14 protein-coding genes are annotated in these 15,709 nt (G+C 69.8%); 4 read left to right on the forward strand and 10 right to left on the reverse strand.

All coding sequences use genetic code 11. From position 1 onward, the window contains the following. Positions 1 to 27: 27 nt before the first annotated feature. On the forward strand, positions 28 to 1,635 hold the full coding sequence (locus RS82_RS09125) for a peptide MFS transporter (protein ID WP_045298547.1): 1,608 nt from the start codon (positions 28 to 30) through the stop codon (positions 1,633 to 1,635). Here the strand turns inward: RS82_RS09125 and RS82_RS09130 are convergent. Genes RS82_RS09130 through RS82_RS09150 form a run of 5 tightly spaced genes read right to left on the reverse strand, consistent with a single transcriptional unit; the run spans position 1,598 to position 7,695 of the window. Continuing rightward, positions 1,598 to 4,327 carry a family 78 glycoside hydrolase catalytic domain gene (locus RS82_RS09130; protein ID WP_052676760.1) on the reverse strand — a complete coding sequence of 910 codons (2,730 nt, stop codon included), beginning with the start codon at positions 4,325 to 4,327 and terminating at the stop codon, positions 1,598 to 1,600. The genes RS82_RS09125 and RS82_RS09130 overlap by 38 nt on opposite strands. Before the next feature lie 13 nt (positions 4,328 to 4,340). Further along, positions 4,341 to 5,192 (reverse strand): fumarylacetoacetate hydrolase family protein, encoded by an 852-nt coding sequence (locus tag RS82_RS09135; RefSeq protein ID WP_045298548.1) that lies wholly within the window; start codon positions 5,190 to 5,192, stop codon positions 4,341 to 4,343. Then, positions 5,189 to 6,064 (reverse strand): fumarylacetoacetate hydrolase family protein, encoded by an 876-nt coding sequence (locus RS82_RS09140; RefSeq protein WP_045298549.1) that lies wholly within the window; start codon positions 6,062 to 6,064, stop codon positions 5,189 to 5,191. The genes RS82_RS09135 and RS82_RS09140 overlap by 4 nt, the downstream gene beginning before the upstream one ends. A 31-nt stretch (positions 6,065 to 6,095) precedes the next feature. Then, a complete protein-coding gene (locus RS82_RS09145; protein ID WP_045298550.1) occupies positions 6,096 to 6,887 on the reverse strand; it encodes an SDR family NAD(P)-dependent oxidoreductase in 792 nt (263 codons plus the stop codon). A gap of 25 nt (positions 6,888 to 6,912) precedes the next feature. Further along, a complete protein-coding gene (locus tag RS82_RS09150) occupies positions 6,913 to 7,695 on the reverse strand; it encodes an SDR family NAD(P)-dependent oxidoreductase (RefSeq protein ID WP_045298747.1) in 783 nt (260 codons plus the stop codon). Between the two features lie 92 nt (positions 7,696 to 7,787). Here RS82_RS09150 and RS82_RS09155 point away from each other — a divergent pair, with 92 nt between their 5' ends. Then, complete coding sequence (locus RS82_RS09155) at positions 7,788 to 8,345, forward strand: carboxymuconolactone decarboxylase family protein (RefSeq protein WP_045298551.1); 558 nt, start codon at positions 7,788 to 7,790, stop codon at positions 8,343 to 8,345. Positions 8,346 to 8,384: 39 nt separating this feature from the next. After that, positions 8,385 to 9,194, forward strand: a complete 810-nt coding sequence (locus RS82_RS09160; RefSeq protein WP_045298552.1) for an IclR family transcriptional regulator — start codon at positions 8,385 to 8,387, stop codon at positions 9,192 to 9,194. A gap of 7 nt (positions 9,195 to 9,201) precedes the next feature. Here the strand turns inward: RS82_RS09160 and RS82_RS09165 are convergent, their stop codons facing one another. From RS82_RS09165 to RS82_RS09185, 5 genes are read right to left on the reverse strand one after another with little or no spacing between them, the layout of a single operon-like run. Beyond that, on the reverse strand, positions 9,202 to 10,116 hold the full coding sequence (locus RS82_RS09165; RefSeq protein WP_045298553.1) for an alpha/beta hydrolase fold domain-containing protein: 915 nt from the start codon (positions 10,114 to 10,116) through the stop codon (positions 9,202 to 9,204). A gap of 13 nt (positions 10,117 to 10,129) precedes the next feature. Further along, a complete protein-coding gene (locus RS82_RS09170) occupies positions 10,130 to 12,355 on the reverse strand; it encodes a family 78 glycoside hydrolase catalytic domain (RefSeq protein ID WP_045298554.1) in 2,226 nt (741 codons plus the stop codon). Continuing rightward, complete coding sequence (locus RS82_RS09175; protein WP_052676761.1) at positions 12,352 to 13,305, reverse strand: nucleoside hydrolase; 954 nt, start codon at positions 13,303 to 13,305, stop codon at positions 12,352 to 12,354. The genes RS82_RS09170 and RS82_RS09175 overlap by 4 nt, the downstream gene beginning before the upstream one ends. Before the next feature lies 1 nt (position 13,306). Then, positions 13,307 to 14,089 carry an alpha/beta hydrolase gene (locus tag RS82_RS09180; RefSeq protein WP_084695548.1) on the reverse strand — a complete coding sequence of 261 codons (783 nt, stop codon included), beginning with the start codon at positions 14,087 to 14,089 and terminating at the stop codon, positions 13,307 to 13,309. Positions 14,090 to 14,096: 7 nt separating this feature from the next. Further along, on the reverse strand, positions 14,097 to 14,642 hold the full coding sequence (locus RS82_RS09185) for a quercetin 2,3-dioxygenase (protein WP_052676762.1): 546 nt from the start codon (positions 14,640 to 14,642) through the stop codon (positions 14,097 to 14,099). Between the two features lie 155 nt (positions 14,643 to 14,797). Between RS82_RS09185 and RS82_RS09190 the strand changes: the two genes are divergently transcribed. Continuing rightward, positions 14,798 to 15,709 (forward strand): LysR family transcriptional regulator, encoded by a 912-nt coding sequence (locus tag RS82_RS09190; protein ID WP_045298556.1) that lies wholly within the window; start codon positions 14,798 to 14,800, stop codon positions 15,707 to 15,709.

The raw sequence follows: 15,709 nt of genomic DNA on the forward strand, positions 1-15,709 counted from the left end.
GTCTACCGGGGCGACGGGAGCAGGCGCATGGACGGGCGTGGGCAGGGTTTCCAGGGTGACGATCCGAGCCGAGGGGAGCCCGATCAGGTCCCGGTAGGTCCGCCCGACGGCGCCACCGCCGCAGCCGACGCCACGCGCACCGGCACGGTCGCCGCAGCGAGCGGAACGGATTCCGCAGGCACCACGGCCACGGAGAGCGACCACGACACGCGGTTCTTCGGGCAGCCGTGGTCGCTCGTGCACATCTTCTTCGTGGAGATGTGGGAGCGGTTCAGCTTCTACGGCATGCAGGGGATCCTGCTCCTCTACATGTACTACTCCGTTGCCCAGGGCGGGCTCGGGATGCCGGAGGTCATCGCCACCGGCATCGTCGGCGCCTACGGCGGCACGGTCTACCTCTCCACGATCCTCGGCGCCTGGGTCGCCGACCGCCTGCTCGGCTCGGAGCGGGTGCTGTTCTACAGCGCGATCGTCATCATGGGCGGGCACATCGCGCTCTCGCTGCTCCCCGGCAACTGGGGGCTCAGCATCGGCCTCATCCTCGTCGCGGTGGGATCGGGCGGGCTGAAGGCCAATGCGACCGCCGTCGTCGGCACGCTCTACGCCCCCCGCGACGTGCGACGCGACGCCGGCTTCTCGCTGTTCTACCTCGGAATCAACCTCGGCGCCTTCCTCGGGCCGATCCTGACCGGCTGGGCGCAGGTGACGTGGGGCTTCCACGCGGGCTTCCTGCTCGCGGCGATCGGCATGGCCGCCGGCCTCATCCAATACTCCATCGGGCGGCGCGGGCTGCCTGCTCAGGCGAGCGTCGTCGCGAACCCTCTCCCTCGAAACCGGTACGGTCTGTGGATCGGGATCGCGGCCGGCGCGCTGGTCGTGATCGCGGTGCTCGTGCTCGTCCAGGTGATCCGCGCCGACAACCTCGCCCAGGTGGTCATCGTGGTCACCGCCGTCGCGGCAGTCGCCTACTTCGTCGTCATCCTGCGCTCGAGAGCCATCTCGGCCGATGAGCGGTCCCGCGTGTTCGGCTTCATCCCGCTGTTCCTGGTGAGCGTCGGGTTCTGGTCGCTGTACCAGCAGCAGTTCACGGTGCTGACGATCTACTCCGACAAGCAGCTCGACCGGACGATCTTCGGGGTGACACTGCCGCCGTCATTCGTCCAGTCCATCAACCCGATCTTCATCATCATCCTGTCGGGAGTGTTCGCGGCCCTGTGGACCAAGCTCGGCGACCGACAGCCCTCCACTCCCGTCAAGTTCGGCCTCGCGTCGATCATCATGGGCATCGCGTTCCTGCTGTTCCTGCCGTGGGCGAACGGCGGCCCGAACTCGACCCCCCTCATGGCGATCGTCGGCATCCTGTTCGTGTTCACCATCGCCGAGCTGCTGCTCTCGCCGGTGGGCCTGTCGGTGACCACGAAGCTCGCCCCCGAGAAGTTCCACACGCAGATGGTCGCGCTCTTCTTCCTCTCGGTGGCGCTCGGCACTTCGATCGCCGGCTGGCTCGCCGGGTTCTACAACCCCGACGACGAAGTCCCTTACTTCACGGTCCTCGGGGCGATCGCGATCGTGCTCGGCCTCGCCCTGCTCGCCGCGGTCAGACCCGTGCTGAAGCTGATGCGCGGCGTCCGATAGGCAGCGTGTGGCGCGAGCGCCCGGCTTCCAGCGCGATCTCGCCCTGGTACATCGCGAGCCGGGCGGACATGCCATGGGGCACGTCGACGGTCACGGATGCCGCATCGCCGGCGACAGACCAGTGCACGGCCAGTCGTCCGTAGGGCGTTCCGACGTGCGCACGCACGTGATCCAGCCCGGCCTCGAAGTCGGGCGCGATCACCGCGGTGCGGTAGCCGGGCGCAGTGGAGCGGATGCCGGCGACCTGGCGGTACAGGAAGTCGTCGACGCTTCCCGGCGCGTAGTGGTTGAGCGACATCGGGCGGATCTGGCCGTCGGGTGAGATCGCGTCCCATGCCTCCCAGATCGTGGTGGCCCCGCGGTCGACCTCGTAGAGCCACGACGGCATCTCGGACTGCCACAGCAGCGCGCGGGCGACGTCGGCATACTCGTTCTCGCACAGCACGTCCAGCAGATAGGGGGTCGACAGGAATCCGGTGTCGAGGCGGTTCCCGCGCTCGCGGATCAGTTCCCCGAGGCGCGCCGCGGTGCGGGCGCGCAGTTCGGCGGGGATCATGTCGAACGCGAGCGCGACGACGTACACGCCCTGCAGTCGCACTGGCAGGTCGCCGTCGGCATCGACGTACTCCGCGGCGAAGGCCATGCGCACCTGGGCGGCCCGCTCGGCGAGGCCCGCAGCCTCCGTCTCCCGCCCGAGGACCGCGGCGGCGCGCGCCGCGATCGTGAGCGTGTTGGCCTGGAACATCGGCGCCAGGTATTCGCCCGTGAGGGCCGGAGCGATACCGATTGCCTCGTGCATCGGCCGCCCCTCCATCGTGCTCGGGGTCAGCCAATCGCCGAATTGCGCGCCGGAGTTGTAGAGCAGCGCCTGCGCGCGGACGCGAGGCGCGTCGAGGTCGGCGCCCGCGAGGGACTCGGGCAGCTCCGCCGCCGCCGTCGCCCGCTGGTACTCGATCCACCGCAGCATCGCGTCGAGGTTCTCCTCGAGCACGCGTCGATCGCCGGTGCGCTCGTACAGGGTCCACGGCACGATGGCGATCGCGTCGCTCCATCCGGCAGCGGCCACGATCGAGCCGATCCCGTGCGCCTTCGCCGCGGCCTCGGCATCGAACGGCGAGCGCGGCGAGAAGATCGGGATCCGGCCGTCCGGCAGCTGGTCGGCGCGCAGGTTGTCGAGCCACCGCTCGAGGAACGACACGACCTGCGCGTTGTTCGTCGCGGCGCCGACGAACGCCTGGATGTCTCCCGTCCAGCCCGCACGCTCGCGCTGCGGACAGTCGGTCGGCACCGACAGGAAGTTGCCCCGCTGACTCCAGACGACGTTCTGATGAAGGCGGTCGAGACGGGGATCGGATGCCTCGAACGAGCCGGTCTGCTCCAGATCGCTTGCCAGCACGACGGCGACGACATCGTCGACCGCGAGCTCCGTCGTCAGGCCCCTGACGCGCGCGTAGCGGAACCCGTGGAAGGTGAACTCCGGCTCCCACTCGTCGGGGCCGCCGGCCGCCACGAACACGTCGGTCTGCTCCTTGTTGATCCCGACGATGTTGGCGAACCAGGAGCCGTCGGCCGTGAGCGTCTCGGTGTGCTCGATCGCCACACGCTGTCCGGCCGTCGTGTCGCGCAGACGGAGCCGCACGCGGCCGACGAGCACCTGCCCGAAGTCGACGATCGTGCCCTGCGCGGTCTCGACGAGCGCCACCGGGCGGACCTCGAGGATGCGACGGATCGGCTCGCCGCGGAACGGTGTCAGGGCGGCGTGATCCGTGCCGGCCTCGGCCACCGGCATCCATTCGTCATCATCGAAGCCGGCCCGATCCCAGCCCGCAGGCACCGCGCGCCGGTCGAATCGTTCGCCCACGAACAGGTCCGCGTAGGTCCACGGCCCGATCGCGCTGCGCACGTCGGCGCCCGACGTGACGATCTGCGTCGTGCCGTCGGCGTAGTCGACATGCAGCTGCCAGATCGCCGAGGTACGCGCGCCGAACTGCGCGCTCGATCCGGTGAGGCCGATCCTGCCCGCCCACCAGCCGTCGGCCAGCGCAACGGCGAGGATGTTCTCACCCTCGACGAGCGACGCTGTCACGTCCGCCGACGAGAACGACACTCGATGCTCGTAGCTGTCGAAGCCCGGTGCGAGCACGTGGTCGTCAGAGCGGCGCCCGTTGATCAACGCGGAGTACACGCCGCGAGCTGTGGAGAACAGCCGCGCCCGCACGGCACCGGGACCGACCTCGAACCGCTGCCGCAGCAGCTGCGTGGGCCGGAGCCGATCCTCGGGCGCTGAGTCGGGACCGAGCCCCCGGACCCAGTCGACGATGCTCCACCGCTCGACGACCGCGTCCTGCTGAACGGGTTCGATCCAGGGCGCGACCCAGTCGGCGGCGTCCAGCAGCGAGGTCTCGAACGTGGAACCTGCCCAGTCCGACCACTCGCCGTCGGCGGCACGGCTGCGCACTCGCCACTCGTACGCGGTGTTCGAGGTCAGCGATTCGCCGGCGTAGACGACGGGAGCAGCATCCGCGATCCGGATCTCGCCGCTCGCCCAGACCACCGTGTCCGCGGTCGACACCTCGAGCTGGCACGCCGCGCGCGCATGGTCGACGAACCACGAGAAGCGCGGGCTGCGCGTGCCGACGCCGATCGGGGCACGGAGGTACTCGACGCGGAGGTCGTAGGGCGCGACTGTCATCGGTGACCGGGTGTCAGCGCGCGTCGGTGAACCGCGTGGTGAGCGTGCCGATGCCCTCGATCTCGCTCACGAGCACATCGTCCCCGCCGATGAACCGCGGCGGCGTGCGCCGGTTGCCGATACCGGAGGGTGTGCCCGAGAAGATGATGTCGCCGGGCAGGAGCGGGCACACGGCCGACAGCCGCACCAGCAGCTCGGGCACGTCGTAGAGCATCATCGAGGTCCTCGACGACTGCATCGGCTCCCCCGACAGCGCGCAGGAGATCGCGAGGTCGTCGCGGTCGGCGAACTCATCGGGCGTCACGAGCCAGGGGCCGGTCGGCCCGAAGCCCGGGAACGACTTGCCGAGGCTGAACTGCGGGGCCGCGCCCTGCAGCTGCGTGACGCGCTCCGAGAGGTCCTGGCCGATCGTGAGCCCGGCGACGTGTTCCCACGCGTGCTCGCGGTCGACACGGTGGGCCTCACGGCCGATCACCACGACGAGCTCCACCTCCCAGTCGACGTTGCCCTCGGGGAGCTCGACGACCGTACTCGGGCCGACGATCGACGACGGGAACTTCGTGAACGTGACCGGAATCGAGTCCGGCGGGTATCCGGCCTCCGCGGCGTGCTCGGCGTAGTTCAGCCCGATCGCGAACACCTGTCGCGGGCGAGGCACGGGTGCGCCGAGTTCGGTCGCCTCGAGGGCGACGGATGCTGCAGCGGCGGCATCCGGAATCGTCGCCGCCCATTCCGCGAACGCCTGCCAGTCGCCGAACAGCGCCTGCGGATCGGGGCCGAAGCGCCCACGCGATGCCTGCTCGACGTCGACCGCGCGGTCGCCGATGACGACGACCGCGCGACCGGCGAGGTTCGCGAGCCTCACCAGTCGACCCGCTGCGGGGCGGGCTCGCCGTAGCGGTCCTCCCAGCTGATGACCTTGTTGCGCAGCGTCCCGATGCCGGTGATCTCCGCCTCGATCTGGTCGCCGGGCTTCAGGTAGAAGTCGAACGGGTTGTCCTGGATCGCCGCGACGCCCGAGATCGTGCCGGTCGTGATGATGTCGCCGGCGCTGTAGATCTGCGGCGAGTGGTAGGCCACCAGGTGCGGGAACTTGATGCGGGTCTGGTTCGTGTTGCCCTGCTGGCGCACCTCGCCGTTCACGCGCAGCTGCATCGGCAGCTCGTGCATGTCGGGCACCTCGTCGCGCGTGACGATCCACGGGCCGATGGGGCAGAACGTGTCGATCGCCTTCGAGAACGAGAAGACGCCCGACTCCATCTCCTTGCGCTGGATGTCGCGCGCCGAGATGTCGTTGAACACCGTGAAGCCCGCGATGTAGTCGTCGGCCTCGTCGGGACCGAAGAACTTTCCCGACTTGCCGATGATGATGGCGAGCTCGAGCTCGTAGTCCATCTCCTTCGTGAGGTGGTCGGGGTAGACGATGTCGTCATCGGGGCCGATGATCGCGTCCACGTTCTGGAAGAACACGATGCCCTTGTGCACGGGGTGCGACCAATTGACGGCCTCGAGCTCGTTGTGGTGGTCCGCGAAGTTGCCCGCCGTGTGGAAGAACTTCTTGGGGCGGATCGGCGCCTCGAGCTTCACGTCGGCGTATGCGAGCCGCTCTCCGGTCTCGCGGACATCGCCGCCGCGCTCGAAGTACTCGCGGGTCGAGGGGACGTCGAGCTCGATGACGACTCCCTCCTCGAGTTCCAGCCGGCCGACGCGTCCGCCGTCGAAGGTGATGAGCTTCATGGGTTCTGTCTCCTAGATATCGGGCGGGCGCTCAGGCGCCGACCATGTTGAATCCGCCGTCGGCGAGCATGTAGCCGCCGGTCAGGTGCGCCGCCTCGTCGGTCGCGAGCCAGAGGCATGCGCCGGTCACGAACTCGGGCGGCGGGATGACGCCCATCGGCGTCTGCGACAGCAGCACCTCGCGGCGTCCGTTCTTCCAGTCCTCGCGGTTCAGCAGGCGCTCGGTCTCCATGAACCCGGGCGCGAAGGTGTTGACGCGCACCGCCGGGGCGAACGCCTTGGCGTAGGACTTGGTGATGCCGAGGATCGCGTACTTCGCCGCGGCGTACTGCGGTGCCCGCGCCGAGCCGCGCACGATCACCGTCGAACCGACCTGCACGATGTTGCCGTGCCCCTGCGCCAGCATCCGCTCGCCGAACTCGTGCGTCATGAGGAGCGTGCCCTTGACGTCGATGTCGATGACGGCGTCGAGGGCCTCCTGCGTGAGCTCGTCCCAGTTCATCTGCTCGCTCGAGACGTCGCCGACGTTGTTGACGACCACGTCGAGCGTGTCGAACGCGGCCCATACCTCGTCGGCCATGCGCTTGATCTGGTCCCACGAGCCGATGTCGGCCTGCACCAGGATGCCGTCGCTGCCCGCCTTGCGGATGCGCTCGAGGGTCGCCTCGGCGCCCGCCTTCGAGGAGCGGTAGTGGACGGCGACCTTCGCGCCCTCCTGTGCGGCGCGGACGGCGATCTCGGCGCCGAAGCCGGTGCCGGCACCGGTGACGAGCACCGTCTTGCCGGCGAAGCGGGGGAAGATCTGCGGGGTGGGGTCGGTCATGGGGTTCTCCAATCGTCGAGCGCGCTCAGACGAGCGTGCGTCCGCCGTCGATGTACATGACATGGCCGGTGACGAACCCGGCATGCCGTGAGGACAGGAAGAGCGCGGGGCCGGTGAGCTCGTCGGGGGTGCCGAGACGGCCGGCCGGGACGAGGCTCTCCAGATCCTGGCGCTTGCCGGGCTTGGCGAGCTCGCCCGCGGTGAGCGGCGTCTCGATGTAGCCCGGCGCCAGGGCATTCACCGTGACCCCCGACGCGGCCCACTCGCGTGCCATGACCCGCAGGAGCTGGTTGATCCCGCCCTTCGAAGCCGCGTAGGGGCCGTGGGAGTGGTGGGCCAGAAGTCCGGAGACGCTCGACAGCGCGAGCACGCGGCCGTGACCTTGCGCGACCATGTGGCGGCCGGCTGCCTGCGCCAAGCCGAAGAGGGACGACAGGTTGACCCGCAGGATGTGGTCCCACTCATCCTCGGTGAACTCGAGGATCGGACGCCGATCGTTGATGCCGACGGCATGGAGCAGCACGTCGAGGCCGCCCAGCTCTTCGACGACGTCGACCACGACCCGCTCCCCCGCGCCGTGCTCGGTGAGGTCGGCCTGGAAGAGGGCGTACCGCGCCCCTGTGGCGTCGAGGTCGGCGCCGATCGCGTCCAGCGCCCGCTGGTCGCGGTCGACGACGGCGACGGATGCCCCGGCGTCGGCGTACGCGAGGGCACACGCACCGCCGATCCCGCCGGCTCCGGCGACGAGCACGCGCGCGCCCTCGAGTCCGAGCCATGCGGCCTTCGCGGCGTGGATGGTGTCTGCCATGACGTCTCTCGCAATCGAGTTCATTGGGTGAAAGCGACTTTCGTTGATTGAATGTAGGCTGATCCCAGCGATTCGTCAAATGGAGGAGACAGATGCCGCCCCGCGTTCCCCCGCTCCGCCCCGAGGAGCTCTCCCCCGCACAGGCCGACCTGTACGGCGCGATCGCCGGCGGGCCGCGCGCCCAGGGGCCGCAGCACTTCGCCCTGACCAGGCCGGACGGTTCGCTGCGCGGCCCCTTCAATGCCCTTCTGCTCGCCCCCGACCTGGGCGGCGCGCTCCAGCACGTCGGCTCCGCCATCCGCTACCGGGGTGCGCTCACCGAGCGCGCGCGAGAGATCGCGATCCTGCTCGTGGCGGCCCACTGGGACAGCGCCTTCGAGCGCGAAGCCCACGAGGCGGTGGGCGCCGCTGTGGGCCTCGGCGACGCCGAGCTGGCCGCGCTGCGCAGGGGCGACATCACGCCCTTCGAGGGCGACGAAGGGCTCGTCGGCGCCGTCACCCTCCAGCTGGTCGGCGGCGATCTCGACGACGAACTGTGGGACGCGGCATCCGTCGCCCTCGGCGCAGCCGTCGTGTTCGAGCTCACGACGCTCGTCGGCTACTACGCCACCCTCGCCCTGCAGCTGCGCGCGTTCCGCGTCGATAGCTGAGATTGCACGCCTCCGGACCGAGAGATACGGTTTCACACGATGAAAGCCGAAGAGACCCCGAGCGAGTCCGCCGAGAAGACGCCGAGCCGTTATCGCATCGAGGCGCTCGCGAAAGGACTCGACGTCCTGCGGCTCTTCGACGAGTCCGTCACGTCGCTCAAGCTCCGCGACATCAGCGAGCGCACGGGTATCCCGATGCCGACCGCCTTCCGCGTGGTCGCGACCCTCGAAGAGGGCGGCTACCTCGAGCGCCTGGCTGACGGAGCCATCCGTCCTGGTGTCGCTGTGCTGCTGCTGGGCTCGGCCGCACTGCGCGGGTCGAGCCTCGTCCAGCTCAGCGAGCAGCCGCTGCGCCACCTCGCCGAGGAGTCCGGCGAGACCGTCAACCTCGGCGTGCTCGTCGGCGACCAGGTTCTCTACCTCGCGCGCCTGCGCAACTCGGATCTCGTGACCGCGAACATCCAGGTCGGGTCGACGCTGCCCGCCGCCTATACCTCGATGGGCAAGCTCCTGCTGGCCTACCTGAGCGACGCGGAGCTGGCCGCGGCGCTTGCTGCTCACGAGTTCGGGACGGATGCCGGACCCAACGCCGCGGCGTCGCTCGACGAGCTGCGCGAGCGCCTGGCCGTCATCCGCGAGGAGGGCTACTCGCTGCAGGACCAGGAGGTCGCGGCCGGCTTGCGCTCGGTCTCGGTGCCCGTGTTCGGACGGGATGCCTCGAAGCCCGCCGCCGCGATCAACATCGCCGTGTCGACGCAGCGTCATGATCTCGCCTCGCTGCGCGGACCGATCCTCGATCGCCTGCGGGCCACGGCGGACGACATCTCGAGGCTCCTGCGCGCCACCTGATCGCCCGTCACACCGCCCGCGCGACGGCAACCGGTCGCGCGTGGGTGATGGCACCCGCGAGCAGCCCGAGCGTCCTTTCGGCGGCCGCGTCGCCGACCTCGTTGAGGAAGCCGTGCACCGCGCCGCGCTCACGGACGAGCCTGACGTCGGAACCGGCGAGCGCGAGTTCCGCGGCGAACGCCTCACCCGATGCCCGCAAGCGGTCGCGGTCGGCGTTCACGATGAGCGTCGACGGCAGGCCGGCGAGGTCGTGTCCGCCCGGGAACGCGTAGCCCTCGTCGTCGGTCGCGCCCCCGAGATAGTTCGCGTTGATCGCCTGCGTGGACTCTGGCGGGAACGTCAGGAACGGCGGCAGCCCCTCGAGCAGCGACTCGAGCTCCGCTCCAGCCGCCGGCAGTGGCGAATGCAGCACCGGGTAGACGAGGGCCAGAAGAGCGGGCAGCGACGTCGCGCGGTCGCGAAGCCGCATCGCGGCACCTGTGGCCAGGTTGCCGCCCGCGCTCGCCCCGCCGAGCGACACGAGGCCCGGGTCCGCACCGTACTCGCCCGCGTTCGCGACAGCCCAGTCGAAGGCCGCGACGATCTGCAGCGACGCGACCGGGAACCGCGCCCGCGGCCCCGCAGCCTCCGCGGTGGTCCGGATCTCGGCGGGTGACGGGATGTCGAGGCCCGGCTCGGGCGGACCGAGCGACTCCAGTGCGTCCAGTGGCGCGAGCGTGTAATCGACGGAGACGACGGTGATCCCGCTGTCACTGAGACGGCGACCGACCTGGTCAGCCTCGGGCATCTCGAGGTCGCCGAACATGAAGGCGCCACCGTGCAGCCAGACCAGCAGCGAGCCGTTCGGCTCGGCCGCGGGATACACGCGAACGCGGAAGTCGAAGCCGCCACCAGCGAGGGCGACGTCGTGGATCTCGGTCATCGGTCGGTTCCTTTCATCGATGGTGGATGCCGGACGCCAGCGTCTCGTCCGCACGCCCGGGAAGCCGGAGCACAGCCTCGACGCCCGCCGGCACCTCGACGCGCAGGCGCAGCTCGGGATCCGCATCCCAGCGGACCGCGGCGCGGCCGTGCGGCGTCTCGAGGCTCGCCTCCGCCCACGTGAGGCCGCCGCCCGGCTGCGGTGCCACCAGGATGCGTCGGTAACCCGGGTCGAGGGGTGCGATGCCGCCGATCGACCGGTGCATCCAGTCGGCGACGGCCCCGAACGCATAGTGGTTGAAGCTCGTCATCTCGCCCGGGTTGACGCTGCCGTCGGGCAGCATCGAATCCCAGCGCTCCCAGATCGTGGTGGCGCCCATCGTCACCGGGTAGAGCCACGACGGCACCTCGCGCTGCAGCAGCAGTGCGTAGGCATCGTCGAGGTGGCCGGTCGACGTCAAGGCATCGAGGATGAACGGGGTCCCGGCGAACCCGGTGCTGATGCGATGCCCCGCCTCGCGCACGAGTTCGGCCAGCCGATCGCCGGCGCGCTGCACGTCGGCATCGTCGAGGATGCCGAACACGATCGCGAGCGCATAGACCGTGGCGCTGTCACTCTCGACACGCCCGTCGTGGACGTACCGAGTGCGGAAGCCGACGCCGATGCGATCGCGCAGCGCGCGGAACTCCGCAGCATCCGACTCCGCGCCCAGCACCGCCGCCGCCCCGGCGACAAGGCCCGCACTGCGATAGGCGCTCGCCGTGGCGACGACCTCTGCCGGCGCCTTGGACTTGCCCGGGTCATCGGCGGGCGCGTCCGGATCCAGCCAGTCCCCGAACTGGAACCCGGAGTCCCACGCACCGTCGGGTGCGAGCGCCGCCTCGACGCTGCGAACGTGCGCGGTCATGAGGGGGTAGGCGTCGCGGAGCGTCTGCTCGTGGCCGTACGCGGTCCACAGCGCCCACGGCACCCACACGGCGGCATCGCCCCAGACGGCGGTCGCGCCCGGTTCGGGGAATCCCGTCTCGAGGTGCTTCATGACGTTCGGGACCACGACGGGCACTGTCCTCAACGGCGTCGCCTGCCGCTCGAGCTCGGCGTCGATGAGCCAGTCCGCGAGGAAGCCCTCGACATCGCCGAGGAACGCCGCCGTCGGAGCGAACACCGCGAGGTCACCCGTCCAGCCGAGACGCTCGTCGCGCTGCGGGCAGTCCGTCGGCACGCTCAGGAAGTTGCCCTTCATCCCCCACACCACGTTGCTGTGCAGCTGATTCAGGAGTGCGTCGGAACACGCGAACGTGCCGGTGGGGCGGATGTCGGATCCGACCACGACCGCGGTCAGCGCCTCGGGGTCGAGCTCGCCCGGCCAGCCGGTGACCTCCGCATAGCGGAACCCGTGGAAAGTGAGCGTCGGCTCGAACACGTCGTCGCCGCCGCTGAGGACGAATCGATCCGTCGCCTCGGCGCGCCGCAGCGGGCGTGTGCCGAGCTCGTCGCCTTCGAGCACTTCCGCATGACGAAGGACGATCTCGCTGCCGGCCGGACCTGAGACCCGCACCCGTACGAACCCGACGAGGTTCTGACCGAAGTCGACGAGGGTCCGCCCTGATGGCGAGGTCCAGACCCGCTCCACGGCCCGCTCACCCAGCCGCCGGACGGGCGGTGAGGTTCGGGGGACGAGGCGGCCCGGGTCGACGTCGACGGCGTGCACCGCATCCCACTGCGCGTCGTCGAATCCCGGACGCTGCCAGGAGCGGTCCCGCAGGCGGGCGTCGATCGTCTCGCCGTTGTAGAGGTCGTCGGCGAGGACCTCACCCGTTCCGGCGCGCCACGACTCGTCGGTGCCGACGCGCTGAACGTGACCGTCGGCGAAGCGGATCTCGAGCTCGGCGTACCCGGCGCGCTCGTCTCCGTAAACCGCGCGCTGGCCGGTGAAGCCGAGCCAGCCGCGGTACCACCCGTTCCCGAGCCGCAGCGCGACGACGGTCCGCTCGGCGACGGCGGTGGTGACATCGTGCTCGACGAGACGCACGCGCCACTCGTAACTCGTCCACCCTGGCGCGAGCAGTTCGTCGGACGACGGGATGCCGTTCACCCACGCCTCGATGACCCCCTGGGCGGACGTGCGCAGAATCGCGCTGTCCACCGGGCCGTGCCCTGGATCGAGCGTGAACTCGCGACGCAGGAGAGGCGCCGCCTCCGCCGGATGATCGGGCGCGATCATCATCGCCTTCGTCATGCGGCCCCTCCGACTTCAGCGAGCTTCGCGACCAGGTCGCCGAACATGAGCCGGGTGTCGAGGGCGGTGAAGACGCGAACGGGCGGCGCCCCGGCGAGTAGGTCGCCGTAAGTGGCGTCATCGCTGATCGCACGCCGTGGTTGCAGGGCTGACGGCGACGACGACGGGTCGACATGGAAGGGCCCGCGGAGGGCGGTCAGCAGGACGAGCGGGCTGTCGCCGAGGACGACCGTCTCGCCTCGGTTGAACCCGAGCATCGCGGACATCATCGCCGTGAAGGTGTCCAGGCAATCGACGAGGTGTGCCGCGAGAGGTCCGAGCGGTGCGACGTGGCGGTGGAGCTCGGCCCAGGTGATGAGGCACTGTTCGTAGGTCGTCTCGGGGACCTGCCAGATGGCCATCGAAGACGCGAAGACCACCCCCGCGGCGACAGGGTCGATGGTCGTGTTGAACTCCGCCGGGCGGCAATCGTCCGCATGCGCCGGGTCATAGCCCGGACCGCCGATCCAGACGAGCGTCAGTCGATCCGCGATGCCGGGTTCGTGGAGATACGCCGTGGCGAGGTCCGTCAGCCCCCCGCCCGCACAGTAGAAGAGCGGCAGCGGATCATCGCGGAGCGCCTCCGCGATGATCGCCCGCGCCGCGTCGGTGAGCCGCGGCGTGACCCCGGCGCGCAAGCCCGTCTCGGCGCCCGCAAGAGCGCGTTCGGGACGACCGAGCATCTCGACGATGCGATCCGCCGCGATCACTCCGCGCTCCACCACTCCCGGGTCGAACTCGGCGAAGGAGTCGGGGATCTTCGACGCGACGACCAGTGCGACATGCACCGAAGGGCTCAGCAGATGGTGCGCGAGCTGGAACAGTCCGTCGGGATCACCGCCGAAATCGTTGTCGAGGATGACGCGAGCGCGCGGAGCGCCGGCATCGTCGGCTCGAGCGGGGTCTGTCACTTCAGTCTCCTTGTGAATGTGTGACGCGCGAGCAGAAGTCGATCGCGGCGTCGAACACCGTGGACGGGTCGTCGAGCCCCTGCCAGAAGTGCTTTCCGCCCGCAACGGTGTGGAAGTCGACATCGGCTCCGACGCCTCGGAGCGCCTCGGCGAGCGCCTCGCTCTGCGAGAACGGAACATGCTCGTCGGCGGTGCCGTGCGCGAGGTGGAACGGCGGAGCGCCGGCGTGCACCTGGTAGGCGGGACTCGCCCGGCGTGCGATCTCGGGATGCTCTGCGGCGGGTCCGCCGATCCAGCGAGCCTCACGGGTCTTCTCGGGTGGATCGCCCATGTCGTGCTCAGCCATCGTGAAGAGGTCGGCGGGACCGAACCAGTCCACGACGCCGCGCACATCACGGCGACCGAGCCCCGTGAGCGCGGCGAGCGTCGCGCCCGCCGAGACTCCCCACAGCACGGGGCGCGAGGCATCCACTCCGTAGTCGGCCGCGTGATTCCTCAGCCACTCGAGGGCGGCGTCGACGTCGTCCAGCTGCGCAGGGAATCGCGCTTCGCCGCTCAGGCGGTACTCGCACGAGGCGATCGCGAAGCCCGCCGCGACGATGAGATCGAAGGACCGGCCGACGCCGATCCCCGGGGTGAAGACCTTGCGACTGCCACGCAGCCACCCCCCACCGTGCAGGAACACGATGAGGGGCGCGCCGGCGGACTCCGGCGTGCGCAGGTCGAGCGAGAGCGGCCGGAAGCCCTCGGGCTGGGCGAAGTCGACCTCGAACAGCGACGACACGAGGAGGTCAGTCGCGGAACCGGAACTCGGGCATGAAGACAGTGGCGTACTTCTCGCCGGCGGCGCGCATGATCGAGAAGTCCGGCACGTAGACGCCCTGCGGCTGGTCGAGGTCGGTCTTCTGGCCGATCGCGTGGAAGAACCGCTCGAAGCCCGCCGTGCCTGCGCCGAACACCGTCGTGGTGTTCTCGATCTTGAATGCGTGGACGATGTTCGCCGGCACGAACGCGAAGTCGCCCGTGGTGAGCGTGGTCTTGGTGTGGTACTCCGCCTGGTCGTCCATCCACACCGAGATCTCGCCGTCGACGACGTAGAAGAACTCGTGGGTCCTGAGGTGCGTGTGGGCGGGGATGCGGTCCCCCTGACGCGCCTTCATCGTCCACGCGCCGTACTGGTCGTCCGTCTCGTCTCCCGAGACCAGGATCTCGAAGAGCTGGTCGAAGACGAGCGACTTCTCACCCTGCCCGTTGCCGATCACGTAGGGCTTCGGGGCCGCGGGCAGGATTCCGGCGAACGCGACCTTGTCGGGGTCGTCAGCGGCGAAAGTGGTCATGCTTACCTCCATGTAAGACGGTGGTGCCGTTAGGCAGACGGGAACATCGGGCCATTCCGATCGACCGTTCCAGATGCCTCAAGTCTCACGACGTTCCGCGGCCGGAGGAAGTTCGACATCCCTACCCGGCGTTAGCCTGAGGCTAAGATCCGAGCATGGACGTGCCCATCCACGTGATCCGGTATTTCTGTGTGCTCGCCGAAGAGCTGCACTTCGGTCGCGCCGCCGAGCGCCTCAGCATCACGCCTCCGTCGCTGAGCCAGCAGATCAGCCGCCTCGAGCAGCAGCTCGGTGTCAAGCTGTTCGATCGAAGTCCCCGCAAAGTCGAGCTCACCGGCTACGGGCGCGACCTGCTCCCCCTCGCCCGCCGGGTCCAGGACGACCACGACCAGCTCCTCGCCTGGGCGCAGTCGGTGCGCCGGGATCAGCACACGCCGCTCCTGCGCGTCGGTGTCGTGGCCGCGGGGGCCGGCGCGCTGACGACGGCGGCGATCGCCGCAACGATGCAGGCGATCCCGGCGGCGCGGATCGAGATGCGGCGGCTGGGCTTCTTCGACGTGGCCTCCGAGCTGGAAGCCGGGCGGGTCGACGTCGTGTTCGCGCCGTCACCCATGGTGCTGCCACCGCGGATCCGTGTAGAGCCGCTGTGGCGCGAACCGCGGGTGCTCGTCGTGCCCGCTGATCACGCCCTCGCCGGACGTGAGTCGGTCACGATCGCCGAGACCAACGACGAGGTGTTCGTGGCCGTCGCCCGAGGGGTTCCCGAGGTCGTGAACTGGTGGATCGTCGACCCGCGCCCGGACGGGACGCGGCCCCGACGCGGCCCGACGGCCGACAGCGTCGACGGGCTCTTCGAACTGGTCGCGGCCGGGGCAGGGGTGAACATCGCGGGGCAGTCCGCGTCGCGCCAGTACCGCCGTGACGAACTCGCCTTCGTGCCGATCTCCGACATCGAGCCCGCGACGATCGTGCTGTGCAGCCTCAGCGATTCGCCCAACCCGATGGTCAGGACCTTCCGCGAGACGGCGCAGGAGCTCTCGCCGCTCGTCGATGGGACGCTCCACTGA

Source organism: Microbacterium trichothecenolyticum (assembly GCF_000956465.1).
In the GTDB taxonomy this organism is placed as follows: Bacteria; Actinomycetota; Actinomycetes; order Actinomycetales; family Microbacteriaceae; genus Microbacterium; species Microbacterium trichothecenolyticum.